Raw genomic sequence first — 22,101 nt, forward strand, 5'->3', positions numbered from 1 at the left:
TAGATACCGTCAGAACTGTAATTCAATGGCGAGACTGGCAGGCGCGGCCGCGGCGACCGGCGCCGCCGCCCCCAGATGCAGATCCATCAGAAGCACCCCGTCGCCGCCGGTGGTGACTTGCCCCAGGATGGCGGCCAACTGTTCGGCCAATGCCGCCACATCGGCGGCGGCAAACAGGTCGGCGGCATACTCGATGACCCCGCTAATCCCATCCGCGTCGCCGCCAGCGATGATCAGCAGGTCGTATTTCGCGACCACCGGCGCCTCACCGAACGAGGCCAGCGCACAACCGGCGAAGTCCTGCCGAACCATGTGCGGCAGCGCATTCCACGAAAACCCGACATCGAACAGCGGAGAACGACCGGCATCACCCCCGGTCCGCAGCGCCCGCACCAGCAGGTCGAACGGGTAGGCGGCATGGTCCAGCGCACCCAGCACGATGCCCCGCACCGCCCCCAGCAACGCCGCGAAACTCTGCCGAGACCCCGGACGCACCCGCAGCGGCAACGGGTTGACGAAACAGCCCACCACATCGGCCAGGCCCGGCACGTCGCGGTTACTCGACACCGACCCCAGGATCATGTCGTCACCGCCGGTCAGCCTATGGAACAGCGCGGTCCAGGCGGCCAGCAGCACCATGAACACCGAGGCGCCGTGGCGCTGAGCCATCGCCTCGACCGCGGCGGCAGTGTCCGATGGAATGCTGAACGGCACCTGCCCGCCCCGGTCGCCACGCTGCCGCGGCCGAGGCCCGGCGATTGGCAGATCGAGCACCGGCAACGCACCGCCCAAATGATCCAGCCACCACACCCGGCTGCGTTCCCAGGCCGGCGAGGCACGCAGCGCGTGCTCCCTGGCGACATGGTCGCGATACTGGAACGCCGCCGGCGGCAACAACACCGCCTCACCGGCCAAGGCATTGCGATAACCAATTTCCAGGTCGTCAAGCAGGATACCGAGCGACCAGCCATCGGCGATGATGTGGTGCAGCGCGAAGGCCAGCACATGCCGCGACGGCGCCAGCCGCAGCACCTGCGCACGCATCAGCGGCGGTTCAGCAAGATCGAACGGTGCCGCCGCCAACGCATCGCAAGCTCCCCGAGCCGCCGCCTCGGGATCCGCCAGGCCCGACAGATCGATGACGGACAGCGGGAACCGCGGCGCCTCTGCAATCACCTGCCGAGGCGCACTGTCGATCAGCAGCAACCCCGTCCGCAACGCCTCATGCCGAACCATCACTGCGGTAAAGGCACGTTCCAGCGCCGGCAGGTCCAACGGACCGGTGATCTGAAAACCGTCGGCGATGATGTAAGCCTGGGAATCGGCCCGCAGCGTCGCCAGTGCGAACAACCGCTGCTGCGCGTGCGACAGCGGATAATCCGGCTCGACCGCCGACGGCACCAGGGCAGGCAGCGCGGTGGTCCGGCGTTGCGCGATCTCCGCCGTCAGCAATCTCGGCGTGGGATACAGGAAGACGTCGCGCAGCCCGACCGCCAACCCCAGCGCTGCGCCCAACTGTCCCGCCAGCGCAGCGGCACGCAAACTGTGGCCGCCCAACGCGAAGAAGTCGGCATCGAGCCCCGCCTCAGGTCGTCCCAACACCTCCCGCCACACACGCAGCACCGTGACCGTCAGCGGGTCGGCCGGCTCGTCAGACGGCGCAGCGGCCGCCTGCACGACTGGCGCCGGCAGCGCCTTACGATCCACCTTGCCCGACGGCAACAGCGGCAGCGCCGGCATCCCTACAAGCAACATCGGCACCATATGCCGCGGCAACCGAACCAGCAGATGCGCACGCAACGCCGCCTCATCCTCGCCCGGGATGGTCAGGTCGGGCGCAGCGACGTAACCGACCAGTTCCGGTCCACCGGCGACGTCCCGCACCGCGACGGCAGCCTGCCGCACCGACGGATGCGCGGCCAACGCGGCCTCGATCTCACCCGGCTCGATCCGGAACCCATGCAGCTTCACCTGATCGTCCTGCCGTCCCAGGAAAGCGATGGCACCATCAGCCAGGCGCACACCACGATCGCCGGTACGATACAGACGCTGTCCAGTGTCGGTGACGAAGCGTTCCGCCGTCAGCGCCTCGCGGCCGAGGTAGCCAAGCCCGACACCAACGCCGCCGATGACGATCTCGCCCGGGACTCCGACCGGCTGCTCCTGCCCCGCCGGCGAGCGGACCAACATAGTCTCTCCCGGCAGCGCCCAACCGATCGTCGGAGGTGCATCGTCGATCGCCGCGCAACTCGACCAGATGGTGGTTTCAGTCGGCCCATAGACGTTGAACGCACGCACACCCGGCAGCACGCGTATCGCGGCGGCCAGTTTCGGTGGCAGACGCTCGCCACCCACAAGTAGCGTATGCACCGCCCCCAAATCGGAATCATGCAACAGCAGCATAGCAAGACGGGACGGCGTCACCTGCAACACCGTCGCCCCACTGCCACGCAACGCGGCCAGGGTGGCGGCGGGATCGGCCACCGCGGCATCGTCGGCCATGGCCAGGCCCAGCCCTTCCGCCAGCGGGCACACCAATTCCAGCAGCGAGATATCGAAACTCGGCGTGGTCAGCGCGAACACCACATCACCGTCGGTCAACCCGAAGACCCGCCGCAGCACCGGTGCGAACGCCGCCAGGTTGCGATGGGCGATCGCCACCCCCTTCGGCACCCCGGTCGAACCCGAGGTATAGATGACATAAGCCGTATCCTCCGGCCCCGGCGGCGCCACAGCGACTGAACCAGCCAACCCAACCGTTTCCGGATCGACCGCCGGCAACCCGGTCCCCGCCAACGCACCAATCACCGCCCGGCAGCCAGCATCCTCCAGGATGAACGCCTGTCGAACGGCCGGATACGCCGGGTCGACCGGCACATAAACCAGCCCAGCCTTCCATATCCCCAGGATCGCCGCCGGCAACGCCGCCGACCGAGGCAGCGCCACCGCCACCCGATCCCCACTACGCAACCCAAGTGCGGACAACCCCGCCGCAATCCCGTTCGCCCACGCATCCAGTGCGCGGTAATCGAGCCCACGGTCCGCATCCCGCACTGCCAGCCGAGACGGCGTCGCGGCCACATGCCGATCAAACGCCGCCAGCACCGTCGACACCCGCGGCAATAGCTCCGGCGCGATCCACTCCCGCAGCGCCGCCGCCTCCACCCCCGTCGCCACATCGAGCAGGCCCAGCGGCCGACCCGGCTGCCGCACGCCCGACAGAAGTAACGTGCTGAAATGCCCGCCCAGCCGCCGCATCCGCTCCGCCGCGAACAGGTCGGTGTTGTACTCCAGCGAAACCTCGACACCGTCGGCGACGGCTCGGAAATGCACGCTGAGGTCGAACTTGGCGATGGTGCCGTCCGCATCCGCCTCCCGCACCGTCAACCCGTCCAGCCCGGGCGCCGAGGCGGCCTCGTCATGCATCACCACCAGGACGTCGAACAGCGGAGACCGGCTGGGGTCGCGCGGCAGGGCCAGTTCCTCCACCAGCCGGTCGAACGGATAGGACTGATGCTCCAGCGCACCCGCCACCGCCTGGCCGAGCGTCGCCACCAGCGTGCCAAATCCGGCCGCCGGGTCAAACCGAGCACGCAACGGCACCGTGTTCATGTAAAGCCCGACCTGATCCTCCAGGTCAGCAGAATCCCGCCCGGCCACCGGCATCCCGACGATCACGTCCGACGCCGCGGTATACCGGTGCAGCAACGCAGTCACGCCCGCCAGTAGCACGGCAAACAGAGTGGTGCCGCAACGAACCGCCAGTCCCCGCGCCGCCTCCACGCAAGCCGGATCAAGCGCAAATTGATGCAGCGCCCCCCCGAAACTCTGCACGGCCGGCCGAGGCGCATCGGCTGGCAAATCCATCACCGGCAGATCCCCTGCCAGCACATCCAGCCAATAGCCACGCGCCGCGGCCCCATCCCCACCGGCCAGCCACGCGTCCTGCCGAGCAGCCAAGTGGCGATACTGCAGCGACAACGGCGGCAATACCGCCAATACCCCGCGCCGGTTCGCGCTGTACAGCACCCCCAGATCGCGCGACAACACGCCGATCGACCAGCCGTCGCCGATCACATGATGCAGCGCAATCTCCAGCCGATGCCGATCCGCCCCCATCCGAGTCAGCCGCGCTCGGAACAGCGGCCCGCCATCGAGCGTGATCGCCAGCGCCCCTTCGCCCGCGACCTCCAACGCAATGCCACTGGCCGCGACCGGCAGGATACGCTGCATCACCGCCAGTGATCCGCCATCGGTCCCAGCGACCAGCCGCGTCCGAAGCACCTCATGCCGATCCACCAACTGCTCGACCGCCCGAGTCAGCGCCGGCACATCCAACGGCCCTTCCAAGTCGAGCGTCGCGGTAACCGCATACACCGCCGGATCACTGGCAAGCTGCCCCAGCACCCACAACCGCCGCTGCCCGGCAGACGCCGGCACCAGCAACGCCGTCTCCGCACCGGTCACGGGCTGCACCACCTCAACAGCCGGCACGATTGCGACACGATCGATCAGCATCGCCTGGGCCCGCAGCGTCGGATTGGCGAACACCTCCCGCAGACGCAGGGTGCGGCCGAACTCCCCATGGATGCGAGCGACCAACCGGGCAGCCTTCAGACTGTGCCCGCCGGCTTCGACGAAGTGTTCAGTGTCACCGATCTCCGCACGCCCCAGGACATCCCGCCAAAGCCCGCGCAACCGCTCCAGCGTCGGCGGCACCACCGGCGGCAAGGCAGCTCGAACCACCTGTTCGAACGCCGCCGTCAAACGCTCAGCCGTCTCCGGCCGATACAGGTCGGAGCGATAGACCAGCGTCAGGTCCAGCCCGCCATCGTGGTCCAGGAAACTGAAGCAAAGATCGAACTGCGCGCCGGCAACCGGCGTATCGAACGGACTGACCTTGATCCCGTCCGGCTGAAACGCCACCGGCTGCGCCACCTGCCAGGCAACCATCACGTCGAACAGCGGCGACCGCCCAGATTGAGGCGGCGGATCCAGCGCCTCTACCAGTTGATCGAGTCCGAAGGCGTCATGCGCCAACGCCCCCTGCAGCGTCGGACCGACCCGCGCCAGCAGCGGCGCCAGCGCCTCATCCGCCCCGACCGACAGCCGCAGCGGGCAGGTCTCGGCATACAGTCCGACCTGGGCTTCCAAATCGGAATGGAAGCGCCCGGCCACCGGAATGCCGATCACCATGTCGTCCGCGCCAGTCGTCCGGTGCAGCAGCCGAACCACCAGCGCCAGCACCAACGTGAACAGCGTGGTACCCGCATCGCGTGCCAGCGCCCGCAAGGCATCAGCCGTGGCCGCATCCAGCGACAACGTGGCCGCCGCCCCCGCACCAGCCGCCTGATCCCCGCGCGGAAAGTCCGTAGGCAACGGAAGCGGCGTCGGCAGAGTGGCGAACTGCGCCAGCCACCAACCCTTGGCCGCATCCGCCGCCCCACCCTCGCGCCGCGCAGCCATGGCGGACACCGCGTCTCGATATTGCAGTCGAAGCGGCGGCAGCGGGTCCACCCCACCCTGCGAGAAGGCGTCGTACAGCCAACCCAGTTCCCGAGCCATGACCGTCAGCGACAGCCCATCGCAGATGATGTGATGCAGGTTGATCACCAGCACATGACGATCCGGCACATAACGATCCGGCCCAACCCGCAGCAGCCTGACACGCAACGGCGGTTCGGCTTCCAGGTCGAACGGCCGAGCGGTCTCGGCAGCAACCATCGCTGCGGCTTCGGTCATATCGGCGACAGGCTCGACCGCCAACGCCACCGGCCCAGCCGGTAGCACGCGCTGCCGCGGTTCCCCCGCAACCACGACGAACACGGTCCGCAGCGCCTCATGCCGCCCCACCAACCCCGTCACCGCTCGGGACAGCGCCGCCGTGTCCAGCGCCCCCTGCAGCAGGAACGCCGCCGGCATCGCGTAACCGACGGAATCCGGCCGCAGCTCCGCCACCACCCACAACCGGTGCTGCGCCGGCGACAGAGGATAGGTCTCGGCCCGAGCCACAACGGGTAGCTCCACCGCCGGCGCGCTGGCCGCGTCCTGCCCCGCCGCCTCGATCAACATCGCCAGATCGGCGATCGTGGGCGAGCGATAGAACGCCTGCACCGGCAACGCGACGCCCAGCGTGGCCTCGATCCGCGCCAGCACCCGCAGCACGCCCAGGCTGTGCCCGCCAACCGAGAAGAAATTCTGCCAGCGTCCAACATCCCGGCAGCCCAGCACCGCCTGCCAGATCGCCGCCACCTGGACCTCCAGCGCACCCCGCAGAGCCTCCTGCGTCGTGGTATCCTCACCCACCGCCATCGCCGCCAGCGCCTGCCGGTCGATCTTGCCGCCGGCCGTCTGCGGCAACGCCTGCAAAGTGCGCACCAGCCCCGGAATCATCCACTCCGGCAGCCGTTCGGCGAGCTGCCGCCGCAGCCACGCCGGGTCCACGGGGTCATCGGCACCCAACCACGCCAGCAGCACCGCGGCAGCACCGCCACCATGCGCAACCACCACCGCCTGGCGCACGCCGGGAACACCCAACAGAGCCGCCTCTACCTCGCCGGGTTCGATCCGATGGCCGCGGATCTTCAACTGACCATCACCACGGCCCAGAAAACGCAACGCCCCGTCCGCAGCCCAGCAGACCCGATCGCCGGTGCGATACAGCCGCTCACCCACCCGAGACGGGTGCGGCACAAACCGCGCCACAACAGCCGCTTCAGCACCGAGATACCCTCGAGCCAAGCTCGGCCCGCCCAGATACAGTTCGCCCGGCACACCAATCGGCACCGCGGCACCCGCCGCGTCCAGCACCAGCGCCTGGACATTGGGCAACGGCCGGCCGATCGGAACAACATCCGGCACCGGCGCACCCGGCGGCAACTGATGCAGCGTCGCATCGACGGTGGCCTCGGTCGGACCATAAGCATTGCTGACGGTAAGCCGGCCCAGCACCCGGTTCGCACGCAACTGCCGCACCAACGCCCCGCGCAGCACTTCCCCGCCGATCACCAGATGCCGCAATTCTTTCAGCGGCGCGGTCTTCCACCCGGCATCCAGCAGCAGGTCGAACAGCGTCGGCGTGCCGTCGGCGATGGCGATCCGCCGCTCCGCCAACAGCCGCAGCAGCGCCCGCCCGTCGCGCCGCAACGCCGCGGGAATGGGGTGCAGCGTATGGCCGCCCAGCAGCGCCGGGAAAATCTGCTGCACCGAGGCGTCGAACACCGGCGCCGCCAGTTGCGCCACCTGTAACGGCGCCGCCCCGTCGAGCGGTGCGAACACCGCCCGCCAAATCCCATGCACCAGGTTGAACACCGCTCGATGCTCGACCATCACCCCTTTCGGCCGCCCGGTCGAACCGGAGGTGAAAACCACATAGGCAAGCCGGTCGGCAGCGATGGGCACATCCGGCCGAACCGCCAGCGGCAACCGCGGCAACGTGACGACCGGGACCACCCCATCCCGCTCGCCCACCACGAACCGGCATCCCGCATCCGCGATCATCCCGCGCAACCGTTCGGCCGGTTGTTCCGGATCCAGCGGCACATAAGCGCCGCCAGCCTTAAGAATACCCAGCATGCCCACGATGCCGTCGGTTGAAGCAGCAAACGCCAGCCCGACCCGTTCCTCGGCCACGAGACCACGCGCCAGCAGCTCAGCCGCCACTGCATTCGCCGCCTGATCCAACGCGCGATATGTCAGGCTGCGGTCATCATCCACCACGGCGATCCGGTCCGGCGTCCGATCGACCTGCGCCTCGAACATCGCCACCAGGCTGGTCGGCGGCCCGAAATCCAACCGGCATTCGGCGAAATCATGCAGCACCAGCCGAGCTTCCGCCGCATCCATCAACGGCAGCTCACCGATCGGTACCCCTGGATCACCCACAGCCGCCGCAGCCACACGGGCCAGTTGCGCCCCCATCCGCCCGATCGAGGCCGGCGTGAACAGCCCAGCGGCGTAAACGATCTCCAACCCCAGCCCATCGTCACCATCGGCGAAGCGGAACGTCAGGTCGAACTGCGCACCCGGATCGTCGCAAACGATCGGCGTCGCGGTCACATCCCCCAACACCAGAGCCGCCGCCGGCGTGGCCAGCGTCACCATCACATCGAACAGCGGGGACCGAGACGCATCGCGCGCACCACCGGCGAGCGCCACCACCGCGTCGAATGGCAACACATGCGCCAACGCCCCCGCCACGGTGTCGCCGACCATGTCCAACACAGCGGCAAAGCCAGCTTCCGGCGCCAACGTGTCGCGCAGCACGACAGTATTCGCGAAGAATCCGACGACACCCGCCACGGCAGGATCGTCGCGGTTAGCAACCGGCGTGCCCACCAGGATGTCCGACTGACCAGTCAACCGATGCAGCAGCACTTTCACCAGAGCGACCAACACCGGGAACAGACTGGCGCCGCGCGCCGCCCCCAGCGCCCGCAACTTCGCCGAGACCGACGGGTCCAACGCGATCCGCTCCAACCCGGCCGCCCGATCGCTCCGCGCAGAACGAGGATGATCGGTCGGCAAGTCCAGCAACGGCAGCGGCCCAGCCAGCTTAGCCTGCCAATACGCCCGATCCGCCTCCGACGTCGCCTGCCGCCGATCGGCCAGCCACACAGCGGCATCCTTGAACGCCACCGCCGACGGCAGCGTCGAGCCGGCATACAGCGCCGCCAGATCCTCACCGATGATCTGCGCCGACCAGCCATCGGCGATCATGTGATGGCAGGTGATCACCAGCACGGCGTCGTCGCGCCCGACGCGCAGCAGTGAGGCCCGCAGCAACGGCGCCGACAGGTCGAACACCGCGCCCGCCAGCGCTTGGCACTCCGCCGCGATCCGGCTCTCATCCGGCAGCGTCCGTTCCTCCGGCAGAGGCGGCAGAGCACCCAGGATCACCTGCCGAGGCTCGCCGTCCCTGACCGAAAACACCGTCCGCAGCGCCTCATGCCGCGCCCCCAGCGCAGCAAACGCCCGGCGTAGCGCCGTCCCGTCCAGCCCGCCACGCAACCGCCACGCGCCGACGATGTTGTAGGCGGCCTGCCCGTCCGCCAACCGGTTCAGAAACCACAACCGCTGCTGGGTGGCGGACAACGGATAGTCCGCCGCCGCCGGCAGCACCGGAACCACCGGCACTTGCCGTGGCCGCCGCGCCGTCAGCATCACCGCCATGATATGCGCCGCAAGTTGCGCCACGGTGGGGGCAGTGAAGATATCCGCCGGCTCCACCTCCAGCCCAAGCTCTGTTCGGATCCGATGCACCAGGCGGATAGCCAGCAGACTATGCCCCCCGAGGTCGAAGAAGTTCTCCCCCGAACCGATCCGGCCGCGCCCCAGCACCTCGGCCCATAGCCGCGCAAGAGCCATTTCCAACGGGTTGCCAACCGAACGGTCAACCACATCGCCAACGGTCGGCGCGTCCTCCGGCTGCGGCAGCGCGCCGACATCCAGCTTGCCGTTCGGATCGAGCGGCATGCGCTCAACGGCGATAACGTGCGCCGGCACGCAGGCCTGCGGCAGCCGGCCCTTCAGCCACGACCGTATCGCCGCGGCGTCCAGACCGTCGCCCATCACGTAGCCGACCAGCTCGTTGCCGCCCTCCCGCGGCCGAACCACCACGGCGGCCCGAGTCACCCCGTCATGCGCCAGCAAGGCGGCCTCGACCTCGCCGATCTCGATCCGCACGCCGCGAAGTTTCACCTGCCGATCGCGCCGGCCCTGGTAGGCGACGACACCCTCCGGCAACCAGCAGCCGAAATCGCCGGTGCGGTAGAGACGCTCCCCCGCGATGGTCGGATGGTTGACGAACCATTCGCCCGTCAGATCGTCTCGCCCAAGATAGCCGAACGCCAGCCCATCGCCGGCAACGCAGATCTCCCCCGTCACGCCAACCGGCGCGGTGCGGTCGCCAGGCCCCAGGATATAGACCCGGCTGTTGGCGATCGGCCGCCCGATCGGGATATCACGCCCGTCCGCCACGCCATCGATCCGATGCACCAGTGAGAACGTGGTATTCTCCGTCGGCCCGTACCCGTTCAGCAGACGCAGTGCCGGCAACGCTTGTCGTACCCGCGCGACGTGCGGCGGCGAGAGACGCTCCCCACCAATCAGCAATTGCCGCAACGGCGCGAACATCGCCGGGTCATGGTCGACGAACTGGTTGAACAGGCTGCTGGTCAGCCACATCGTGCTGATCCGATGGCTGGCGAGCAGCCGCCGCATCGTGTCCGGGTTCAGCAAATCATGCGTCCCGGCGAGATACAGCGTGCCGCCATTCAGCAGCATGCCCCAGATCTCGAACGTAGCGGCGTCGAAGGAGATCGAACCAGTCAGCAGCAACCGCTCGTCCGCCCCCAGCGAGACGAAATCGGTATCGCGAACCAGCCGCACCACAGCACGCTGTGGCACCGCAACGGCTTTCGGCACCCCGGTGGTGCCCGAGGTAAACATCACATACGCCAGGTCATCGCCAGTGGCCGCACAAGCCGGCGCCGGTCCAGCATCAAGCGCCTCCAGGCCCAGCACCGGACATTCCGACGGCGGCTGCGTCATCGATCCGTCGGACAGCAGGCAACGGATCGGCGCCACGGCGAACATGGCAGCGACACGATCGGGCGGATACGCCGGGTCGATCGGCACATAAGCCGCACCAGCCTTCAAGATCCCCAGCAGGCCGACGATCAGTTCAGGGCCACGCAACGCCGCAATGCCGACCAGATCGCCGCACCGCACCGCCGCTTGCGCAACCAACCGGCCAGCCAAACCATCCGATCGCCGGTCCAGTTCGGCATAAGTCAGCCTGCCGGCGCCCTCCCCAACCACCGCCACCGCGTCCGGCCGCAAACGCGCCTGTTCGCGGAACAACGCGACGATGCCGCTATCACGCGGATACGCCGTGGCGGTGGCGTTCCACGCCACCTCCAGGCGGTCCCGTTCCGCCGGCCTCAGCAAATCGGTGTCGTTCAACGAGACGTCAGGCCGCGCCAACGCGTTGGCCGCGAACGTCGCGATGTGATCGGCCAGCGCTTCGATCCGCCAGGCGTCGAACAGATCGCTGTCATACTCGATCGCCAACGCCGTCCCATCGCCGTCCGCCCGGAAGAACAGCGCCAGGTCGAAATGCCGGGTCCGCACCGGCAACGCGATCGATGCCGCCTCGATGCCTCCCAGGCGCAAGGCAGGCAGCGGCGTATCGCCGGCAACCACCACATCCAGCAAAGGCGTCCGGCCTGGCTCTCGAGCGATGCCCAGCGCCTCGACGATCCGCTCGAACGGCGTCCCGGCGTGGCTTAGCACCGCCTGCAATTCAGCGGCGGTACCGGCGACCAACGCATCCACCCGCAACGACCCATCCAGCCGGAGGCGCAGCGACAGAGTATTGGCAAAGAAACCGATCTGGTCCTCAAACGCCGGATGATCGCGCCCCGCGGTGACCGTGCCGACGACCAGATCGCTCGCGCCGGTGTAGCGATGCAGCACGGCCGCCACCAAGGCGATCTGCACTGCCAGCGGGGTCGCACCGGCGGCAGCGGCAACACGCCCAATTCCCGCCGTGACCACCGCATCCAACCGCCGTTCGGCCTGCGCCCCACGCCCGCTGGTGCCCCGTCCGCGAGGCCGGTCGGTCGGCAGATCCAACCGCCCATCAACCCCGCCCAGCCGCTCCTTCCACCAAGCCAGATCGGCCTCGGCGTCCGGACCGCGCAGCAACCCGTCCTGCCACGCCACATAATCCCGGTACTGCAGCGTCAACGGCGGCAACCCAGCCTCCGGCGCGTCGTACAACGCCGACAATTCCCGCACCACCACGTCCAGGGACCAGCCATCACTGATCGCATGGTGCAGGTTACACACCAGCACGCCATCCTCCGGCCCCAGGCGCAGCAAACGAGCCCGCCACAACGGCCCCGTCGACAAATCGAACGGCCGCAGCGCCTCATCACCCGCAACCGCCAGCGCCTCCGTTTCCCCAGAGACGTCCTCGACCATAAACGGCGGCTCCCCGACAGGCAGAACACGCTGCCGAGGCTTGCCGTCCCGGACGACGATCTCCGTCCGCAGGCTTTCATGCCGCCGCATCAACCCCGCGAATGCCCCGCGCAGCCGATCCGCATCGACCGGCCCGATCAGCCGGAAAGCCCCGGTCATGTTGTAGACCGCGCTGCCTGGCGCCAGCCGATCCAGCACCCAAAGCCGCTGCTGCCCAGCCGAGACCGGATGATCCGCCGCATCCGGCACCGCCACCGGCTCCGGCAACCCCGGTTGCGCCGCCTGCCGCGCAACCCGACCCGCCAGCCCACGCGGCGTCGGCGCGGCAAACACATCGCCCAGCGCCACGCTCAGTCCCATCCGGCCGCGCAACTGGTTCACCAACCTTGCCGCCAGCAGCGAATGGCCGCCGATATGGAAGAAATTCTCGTCCACCCCGACCGACGGCCGATTAAGCAGCCTGGCGAACGCCTCACACAGCGCAGCCTCAGCCGTCCCTTCCGGCGCATCATCGGTCTCCACAACCGGCACCACCGCCAGACCGGCCAGCAGCGTCCGGCGATCGACCTTGCCGTTCGGCGACAACGGCAGCCGGTCCATCCACACGAACGCCGCCGGCACCAGCGGGGACGGCAAGACGCTCAGCAGCGTCTGACGCAACACCAGCGCCGCCGGCGGAACAACACCGGCCTGCGCCACCAGGCACCCGACCAGTTCGGCGTCACCCGCGGCATCGCGCCGCAGCACCACCGCCGCCTGCGCCACACCAGGCAGGGCCAGCAATGCCGCCTCCACCTCGCCCGGCTCGATCCGGTACCCACGCAACTTGATCTGCGTATCGGCGCGACCGAGATACACCAGCGTGCCATTCGCCCGCCGGCGGGCCAGATCACCGGACCGGTACATCCGAGAATCTGGCGGCCCGAACGGATCGGGCAAGAATCGTTCCGCTGTCAGCACCGGCCTGTTAAGGTAGCCGTCAGCCACCCCCGCACCAGCAATGTAAATCTCACCAACCGCACCATGCGGCACCAACTGCCGGTCGGCGTCCAACAGCAGGATGCTTGTATTGGCGATCGGGCGGCCGATCGGCACGGCACCGTCGTCGGCGGTATCCGGGGTCACCTCATGCACCACGCAGCCAACCGTGGCCTCGGTCGGCCCGTACTCGTTGATCAGCCGCGTCGCCGGCGCATGCCGCCGCCAGGCGCGCACCGTCGCCGCGGGCAGTTGCTCGCCCCCGATCACCAGCACTCTGGCCTGCCCAGCCAACGCCTCGGCCGGCACCAACTGCTGCAGGATATCGAGATGCGCCGGGGTCAGCTTCACCAGGCTGAAATCGCCCCGCCGCGCCAGGCTGTCGGCCAACGCCTCGATCTCATCCGTTTCGGCCACCAAATGCACCGCACTGCCCGAAATCAGGGGCAAGAACAGGCTGGTAACGGTCGCATCGAAGCCGATCGAGGTGTTGACCGGCGCACCGAACCCACCATCGGTGCGATACGCCGCCTTCGCCCAGGTCAGGTAGTTGACCACCGCGCGATGCGGTAGCACCGCCCCTTTCGGCTGGCCGGTCGAACCCGAGGTATAAATCACATAGGCCGGAGAACCGGGCGTGGCCGGACGCGGCACCTGCCCGGCCATGCCATCGAGCGGCGCGTCCAGCAGCAAACTGTCGTACGGCGGCAGCCGATCCGCGACACCACCAACGGTCAGCAGCAACACGGGCCGAGCGTCGCCGAGGATGAAAGCCAGCCGCGCCGGCGGGTACACCGGATCGAGCGGCAGATAGGCCGCCCCCGCCTTCAAAACGGCCAGAATACCAATGACCATCTCCGGCGAGCGCGGACAGGCAACAGCGACCAGATCCCCCGGGCCAACACCCCGCCCCGCCAAGACGCGAGCAACCTGTTCCGCCGCGTCATGCAACGCCGCATAGGACAGCGTGCTTCCGTCCGCCGCCACCACCGCGACCGCATCCGGCGTCCGCGCCGCCTGCGCCCCTAGCAACGCCGTCAGCGTCGTATCCGGCATCGGCAAAACCGGTCCAGCGGACACCGCCAGCAGCGCCGTCCGATCCGCCTGGCTCAGGAAGTCGAGGCGCTGGACCGGAACGTCTGGCGCGAAGGTCGCAGCGTCCAGCACCGCAATGAAATGCGCCGCCAGCCGAGCTACCGTCTCCGGCAAGAACCGCGCCGCGTCATATTCCAACTGACCGGTCAACGCGCCATCTGCTGTCTCGGTCAGTCCGAAGGTCAGGTCGAACTTAGCCTCAACCGGCGGTTCGGCGATGACCCGCGTGACAAGGCCAGGCAGCGTCACCCCCTGCTCCTGCGCCTGGTCCAGCATCAGCATGACCTGAAACAGCGGCGTCCCGCTGCTGCCACGGTCAGGCCGCAGCATCGCCACCAGGCGCTCGAACGGCAGGTCCTGGTGCGCGAGGGCCGCAAGGGTGACGTCGCGCAGGCGTGCCAGCAACGTACGGAATGTCGGCCTTCCGTCCAGCCGGCACCGTAGCACCAGCGTGTTGACGAAGCAGCCGATCAGCCCCTCCAACGCGCCGCGCGTCCGGTTGGCGACGGGAACGCCAAGCGGGATGTCCTCACCGGCGCCATGGCGCAGCAGCAGAGTCGCCAGCCCAGCCTGCAGTACCATGAACAAGCTGGCGTTCATCTCGTGCGCCAGGTCACGCAGGCGCGCAACCAGGGCGGGCGGCAGCGCGAATTCCACCTGGCCCGCCGGCCGCCGGACCAAGCCCTCGGACCGCGGCCGATCGTATGGCAGGTCGATCGCCGCCGGCAGGCCGGCCAGGGCATCGCGCCAGAACGCTTCCGCCTCGGTCAATGCCTGGTCACGCTGCCACAGCGCGAAATCACCGTACTGCAGCGGCAGCGGCGCGAACACCGGCGGCTGACCGGCAAGACGGGCCGTGTAAGCCAATCTCAGATCACGGGCGAATGGCAACAGCGACCACGCGTCGCCGGCGATGTGATGAATGCGCAGCCGTAGCCGGTGCACACCGGGCGCCAGCCGGCACAGCGTGGCCCTTAGCGGCAGGTCGGTCGCCAGATCGAAACGCTCCGGCTCGGCCTCGTCGGCATTCACCACAGGCAGGTCGAGCCGCACCGCGTCAACAGGCAGGATGTCCTGGTAGGGCTCGTCGCCGTACAGCGGAAAGCGCGTGCGCAGGCTTTCATGCCGCGCCAGGACGTCGTTTAACGCGGCTTCCAGGGCAGCCGGGTCCAGCGCCCCGTCGATCCGCAGCGCCACGGTCATGACATAGGCGTCGCCGCCCTGGCCGAGTTGTTCCAGAAACCAAAGCCTTTGCTGTGCGGCGGACAGCGGCAGCACCGCCGGCCGCGGTCCAACCGCCAACGCCACCGGCTGCCGCGCATCAGCCGACAGACGAGCGGCAAGGCGAGCCGGCGTGGGCGCCTCGAACACCGCCCGCAGCGGCAGTTCGACACCCAGATCATCACGCAGCCGATTGACCAACCGAACCGCCGCCAGCGAGTCGCCGCCAAAGTCGAAGAAATCGTCGTCAGGACCGACACCGGTACAGCGCAGCACGGTTCGAAACAGCGCGGTGACGTCGGCCGAGCCCTCATGGCCAGCATCAGCGGACGCAACACCGCTGCCCCAGCTCGCCGTATCCGGTTCGGGTAGTTCGAACGCCACGGCGAACGTGGCCGGCAGGCTGGTGGCAGGCAGATAGCGCAGCAGGAAGCGCCGTAGCATCGCGGCATCCATCAGCGTGTCGGCCACCGCGACGCGAGCCCGTACCGCCTGCCCGTGCCACTCGACCGCGACCCGCCGCACCGACGGATGCGCCAACAGCACCGCCTCGATCACGGCAAGATCCGCTGACTCCGCAGGCGCAAGCAATTCCAATGCTCCATCGGCACGAAGACGCGCCCTGACCCCGGTTCCTTGCGTGCTCAGGTACAGCGTGCCGACGGCACCAGGGACCGCCTGGTTACCGCCCATATCCAGTATCCGGGCGTCGAGCGCGGGCGAGACCTGCCGCAGGCCGACACGCCGCCAACCCTCCGGTTCCATGTCCAGCCGCTGCACGCCCAGCGCGACCGGCAGGCCAACCGGCTGCATCAGCAGAAAAACATCGCGGCCCGCTTGCAACCTGCCAATCCGGCTCGCCGTCCGCTCCAGCAGCGTCGCCCCACCAGCCAACAGCAGACGAGGCGCACCGCCCGGCGTCAACCCCTCCCACGCCGCGATCACCGCCACGGTCGGCACCGGCCCGCCATTGCCCGCCGTAACGGTCGCCCCCGCGACCAGCGGCGCCGCCCAGGTATCCAGGCCCACCACCGCCATCGCCGCGTCGGACACATGCACCACGTCGCCGGCCGTGATCCCCGCGGCTTCGATCCAGGTCTCGACATGGCTGGCGAACGCGGCAGGCGACAGCCCACCAACACCTTCGTCGTCGATACGGGCGAACGCCGCGATCCACTGGCGCGCCACCGGGACACCGCGCCCCTGCGCCAGCCGATCCCGCAACTCGCCATAGCTCATCACCATGCCGTCGCGCACCAGCGCGGTCCGCTCCGGCGCGACGGCCGCGTGCGAGGCGATGCGCGCCAGCACGCCAGCCGGCGCGGCGCCAACATCGACCGGCAGGCGAGCCCGCGCTTCGACCAGCGGCAGCGACGCGACCGGCACATCCGGCGCCGCCAGCGCGGCCCGCAGCAGCGTCACATAGCCTTCCAGCCATGCCGCTATCGTATCCGCCTCGAACAGACCCTCGTCGTAGTCCAGGTCCAGTATCAACACCGATCCAGTCTCGATCGCGTTCAGGAACAGGTCGTATTTGACGAACCCGATCGGCGCGGCCACCAACTGGGCCTCAACCCCGCCGAACTGCCAGCCGCCCGGATCGCGGTCCTGGTTGAACGCGGCGCGTATCGGCGGCAATGTCAAGTCGTCGGCAACGTCCTCGGGCCGCAGGTCCTGGTGGTCCCAAACCGCCAGCAAATCAGCCTTCAACCCATCCAACAACGCGGCGAAACTGGCGCCGGGCACCACTTGAACCGCCAGCGGCAGGATCGACGCGCACTGCCCGACCAGCCGTTCCACCCCCATCGCCGCCTGCCCGGCCCCGGCGATGCCGAGCACGACCTGCCGCTGCCCGCTCAGCCGGGACAGTAGAGCCTGCCACGCCGCAAGCAGCACCATGAAGCTTGAGCACCGTTGGCCGCGGCAGAATGAGGTCAACACCGCGACGTCCGCTGCATCCAACGTCCGGCGCAGCCGGCGCCCGATCCCCCGGCTGCGCGGCGGCCGCGCAATGTCCGTGGGCAGAGTCAGCGGCGTGACATCGGCCAGTCGGCCGCGCCAGAACGAAGCCGCCTGGTCACGCCGCTCCGCCAACCTGCGCGTATACCAGGCGTTGTACTCCCCCAGCGGCACGGACGCCGGCAACGCCGGTGGCTCCGCCCCCTCGGCCAGGGCGGTATAGCAGCGCGCCAGCTCCTGCAGCACCACGCCGATCGACCAGCCATCAGCAACAATGTGGTGCAGCACCATGACGAAGCGGGCACGCTCCGGCCCCAGCGTCAGCAGATGCGCCCGCAGCAATGGCCCGGCCTCCAGGTCGAACGCCTCCCGGCAGATCGCCGCCAGCCAGCCGGCCGCGTCGTTATCCGCCAGAGCAGCCGGCAACGAACCCGCCTCCTGCTCCGAGATGGGCACACGCAGAGCCGGCGCGATCTTCGCCACCCGCTCACCCACGCGGCGAATCCGCAGCGCATCGTGGCGTGAAACGACAATATCCAGCGCCCGCTGCAAAGCCGAGATATCGAGCGGACCGCTGAGGTCCAGCACCAGGGGTTCGGCAAAAGCGGTCGACGCCGCCGCCCCCTGCGCCGCACGAAACGCGAGGTCGCGCTGACCCGGCGTCAGCTCGACAGCATGACAGGTCATCAGGCCAGTGCCTTCGGCCGAGACCTCGGATCGGCTCGGTTCGACCCATGTATCCAGCCGCGGCCCGTCCTGCCGGCCCCCATCAGGCGGCAGATCGCCAAAGAACCCCGCCTGCCGCATCTCCCGCACGCTGTCCGCCACGGCCGAGACGATGCGGTCAAAATCCGTCTGGGTATGAGCGATCGACAGGAAGCAGACCCGACGCTCCCACGTGTAGATGCCTTTTTCCATCAGTAGGAAGAAGAACACCGCCAACTCGAACGACTGGAACGTCTCGCCGCCTGCCACCGCGTGCCGCACCTGGAACTGCGAGGCGAACCACGCCACGCGGAACGGCACCCCATCCTGCCGGAACACCGCATTCAGCCGTTCGGCCAGGGCCGCGGTGCGCCGGTTCATCCCGTCCTGCAACGCCGGCCCCTGGTCCCGCATGTAACGCAGGCAGGCATGCGTCGCCGCCATCGACAACGGATGACGGCAGAACGTGCCGCCAAAAAACGTCATCGTCGCATTCGGCCGAGAGGCATCGCCGTACCGCCATGCCCCGCCATCGATCGCGTCGATGAACCGAGACTTGCCGGCGATGATGCTGACCGGCATGCCGCCGCCGATCATCTTGCCATAGGTCACGATGTCGGCGGTGATGCCGAAATGCGCCTGCGCGCCGCCGGGATGGATGCGGAACCCCGTCACCAGCTCGTCAAAAATCAGTGCGATGCCGTGTGCCTCGGTCAACTGGCGCAGCGCGTGCAGGAATTCGCGCGGCTGCAGATCGGGATTGCGGCTCTGCACCGGCTCGACCATCACGCCGGCCAGCGTGTCGGCCTCCGCGGCGATGGTGCGCAGCGCGGCCTCGCTGCCGTATTCCAGCACCAGCACATCGTCGACCTGGCTCTGCACGATGCCCGGCACCATCGGCATCGCGCCGGCTGGCGAACCGTACGCCATGACGCCGTCGTAGAAACCGTGGAACGCGCTCTTGAAATGCACCACCCGCCGGCGGCCGGTGACGGTGCGCGCCAGCCGAAACGCGGTCATCACCGCCTCGGTGCCGGTGTTGCTGAACACCACCCGCTCGCAGCCGGTCAGTTCGTGGACCAGCCTGGCGGTGTCCTCCGCCAGATCGGACTGCGTCGCCAGTTCGAACCCGCGATCCAACCGTTCGCGCACGGCCTCCATCACAAACGGAGGTCGATGGCCAAAGAAGCCGACCCCGAAGCCCATCGCCAGATCGACATACTCGTTGCCGTCCAGATCGCGGATATGGCTGCCTTCCGACCCGACGGAGACGATCGGATAGACCATCTCCTTCAGTTCCGGCCGGAAGCCGATCGTTGCGATCCAGTCGCCCAACACCGGCCGGGCCCGTTCGGCATACGCCTTCGACCGAGCGGTGCGTTCGGTATAGCGACCGATCAGCGCATCCAGGAACGCGGTTTGCCGAGCAGACAGCGCGGCCTTCGGTAGTGCAACAGGCGTCGTAGGCACCGCTGCCATCCGCGGCGCCGGCGCAGGGGCACGCGGCACCGGCGCGGCAACAACCGGTGCCGGCGCGGCCACCGGGGCCGGAACAACCGGTGCCGTATGGCCGGCCAGCAGCGCGATCTGCTGCTTCATCACCTCCAGTTGCTGTTCCAGCAGATGCGTGATGCCGCTGGACGCCGGAACGGCGACAGGCGGCGGCACAGTCACCGCGGGCGCGACCGGTGCCGAAGCGACAGGCACCACAGGCACTGCCATCACAACCGGAGCCGCCGCCGGAACAACCGCCGGCGCCCAACGTCCCGCGATAAAGCTCGCCAACCGAACGGGGGTGGACAGTTGCTCGTAGAACTGCCCCATATCGACCTCGACGCCGAAGTCGCCCTGGATCCCTTGCTTGATCTGCATCAGCAACAGCGAATCCAGACCCAGTTCGAACAGGTTCGTCTGGTCGTCATGCGGCCCGATGGCGATGCCCGAGATGCGCTCAACCAACGCGGCCAACCGATCGCGCACATCCCCCACACCGCTCGCCGCAGCAGGGGCATCATCCCGGCGCGCCACGATCACCGCCTGGAGCGGATTGTCCATGTCGTCTCCCTCCAGTCCCAGGGCCTCGACCGAACCCATGCCGGCAGCGGCCAGGGTCCGGCGCCACCCGTCCAGGCTCAGCACCGGCGAGTGCGGCTGCCGCAGCGCCGTGTCGGCGTACGCCCACCAGCCCGGCGTCAGCCCAAAGGTCATGCCGATGAATTCGTGCGGCTGCGTCACCTCGTTCAGCACCAGCGAGCCACCCGGCCGCAGCAATCCGGCAGCAGCAGCCAGGGTATCGGCGATCGACCGCGTGGCATGCAGCACATTGGCGGCGATCACCACATCATGCTCGCCGGCGGCGAAACCCTGCGCCGCCGCCTCACGCTCGATATCCAGCGTGGCAAAGCGCAGGAACGGATACCGGCTCTCAAACCGAGCCGCGGCTTGCCGCACAAAGGCCGCCGAAACATCGGTGTAGTCGTAGTGCAGCTCGATCCCCGCCGCCGCCAACACCGGTAGCACCGACTGCGTCGTGCCGCCTGTCCCGGCCCCGATCTCCAGCAGCCGAACCGGCCGGCCGCTCGCATGCTGCGTCGCCGCCAGCACCGCCTGGGCCACACCTCGATTGAAGTAATCGGCAATGCCGCCGCTCTGGTAGACGCTCTCCACCAGGTCCATCCGGCCACCCGGGAACAGCACCTCGATCGGATTGCGAGTCCCGCACAGCACCGCCGGATAGTCATTCAGACAAGCAACCAGCAGCCGCACCATGCTGGCCATACCGGGATGCTCTGCGACAACCGCATCGGCATCCACCGGCGCCGCCTCCACCGCACCCAGCATCACCCGGTCGCCAGTCACGACTAGCGCACCGTCACGCGCCAGGATGTCGACCAAATACGCGAACAGCCGGCCATAGGCGGGCACCACACCGAGACGCCCCTGCAACGCCGCCACCGTTGGCCCATTGCCAAGCGCGTCGAACAACCCCAGCCGTGTCAGCGCACCTCGAAGCAGCACTCGGCCGAGACGTTCGGTCGCCGCAAACCCCGCCGCCACACCAGTCGCGGTCGGCACCGAATCTGCAGCCGCAGACACCGCCGGCCGGCCGGCCGGCTGCTCCAACGAATCAAACCGTCGTTGGAACTGGTAGAGCGGCAGGTCGACACGCCGCCGCGACCGGCCGCGGTCCAGCCCGCGCCAATCCACCGCCGCCCCGCGCACATGCAGCCGCGCCAGAGACCCCAGAAACGCCGGCCAATCCTGTCCCGCCCCCGCCAGCGACGGCAGCCAGACCGTCTCCGCCGCCCCGCACTGCCGAGCCAAGCCACTCAGCACCGCAGCCGGCCCCAGCTCCACCACGCTATCGATGCCGGACGATGCGACCGCACCGACCATGTCGGCAAACCGGACCGGCTCCAGCAAATGCCGGCACCAATAATCGGCATTGGCGATCACCCGCGGATCGGCCAGGTCGCCGGTCACCCCCGACACGATCGGCACCGACGGCACCGCATAACGGATCGATTCTGCGACCCGCCGGAAATGCGGCAGCACCGGGTTCAGCAACGGCGAGTGAAACGCGTGCGACACCGCCAACACCCGCGTGCCGACACCCGCTGCCTCCAACGCCGCCGTCGCTCGTCTCAGCGCACCGTGGCCACCGGTCAGAGACGTCACGCCCGGGGCATTGAACGCCGCCGGCACCACATCCTGCCGCGGATCGATGCCAATATCCCGCAGCACCGGCACGATCCGGTCCCAGCCGGCGAAAGCCACCGCCATGCCACCCGGTTCAGCATACCGCCGCACCAATCGCCCGCGCGCGGCGATCAGCCGCAGCCCCTCCTCCAGCGAGAACACCCCGGCGACATGCGCGGCCACCAGTTCCCCGACGCTGTGCCCCAACACCAGGGCCGGCTCGATACCACAGGACCGCCACAACGCGGCCAGCGCCACACCCAACGCGAACAGCGCCGGCTGCGCATTCGCGGTATCGTCCAGCGTGTCCGGATCGCCCGCCGCCCCATACAGCAGGTCCAGCAACCGGACGTCCAACTCATCCCGCAGCAGCACATCGCACCGGTCGAGCACCGACCGGAACGCCGGCGCACTGTCATACAACCCCCGCCCCATGCCACGGTACTGCGAACCCTG

At 68.6% G+C, this 22,101-nt stretch carries 1 protein-coding gene (cut by a window edge); it reads right to left on the reverse strand.

Translation table 11 applies throughout. The annotated features are described in order from the left end of the window. Nucleotides 1-9: 9 nt before the first annotated feature. Nucleotides 10-22,101, reverse strand: the 3' portion of a protein-coding gene (locus GSQ89_RS08345; protein WP_158923917.1) for a non-ribosomal peptide synthetase/type I polyketide synthase. The gene runs 1,623 nt beyond the window's last position; the window shows 22,092 of its 23,715 coding nt (coding positions 1,624-23,715); its start codon lies off the right edge, out of view; it ends in the stop codon at nt 10-12.

It is taken from the genome of Acidisphaera sp. S103 (assembly GCF_009765975.1).
Lineage (GTDB): Bacteria > Pseudomonadota > Alphaproteobacteria > Acetobacterales > Acetobacteraceae > Rhodopila.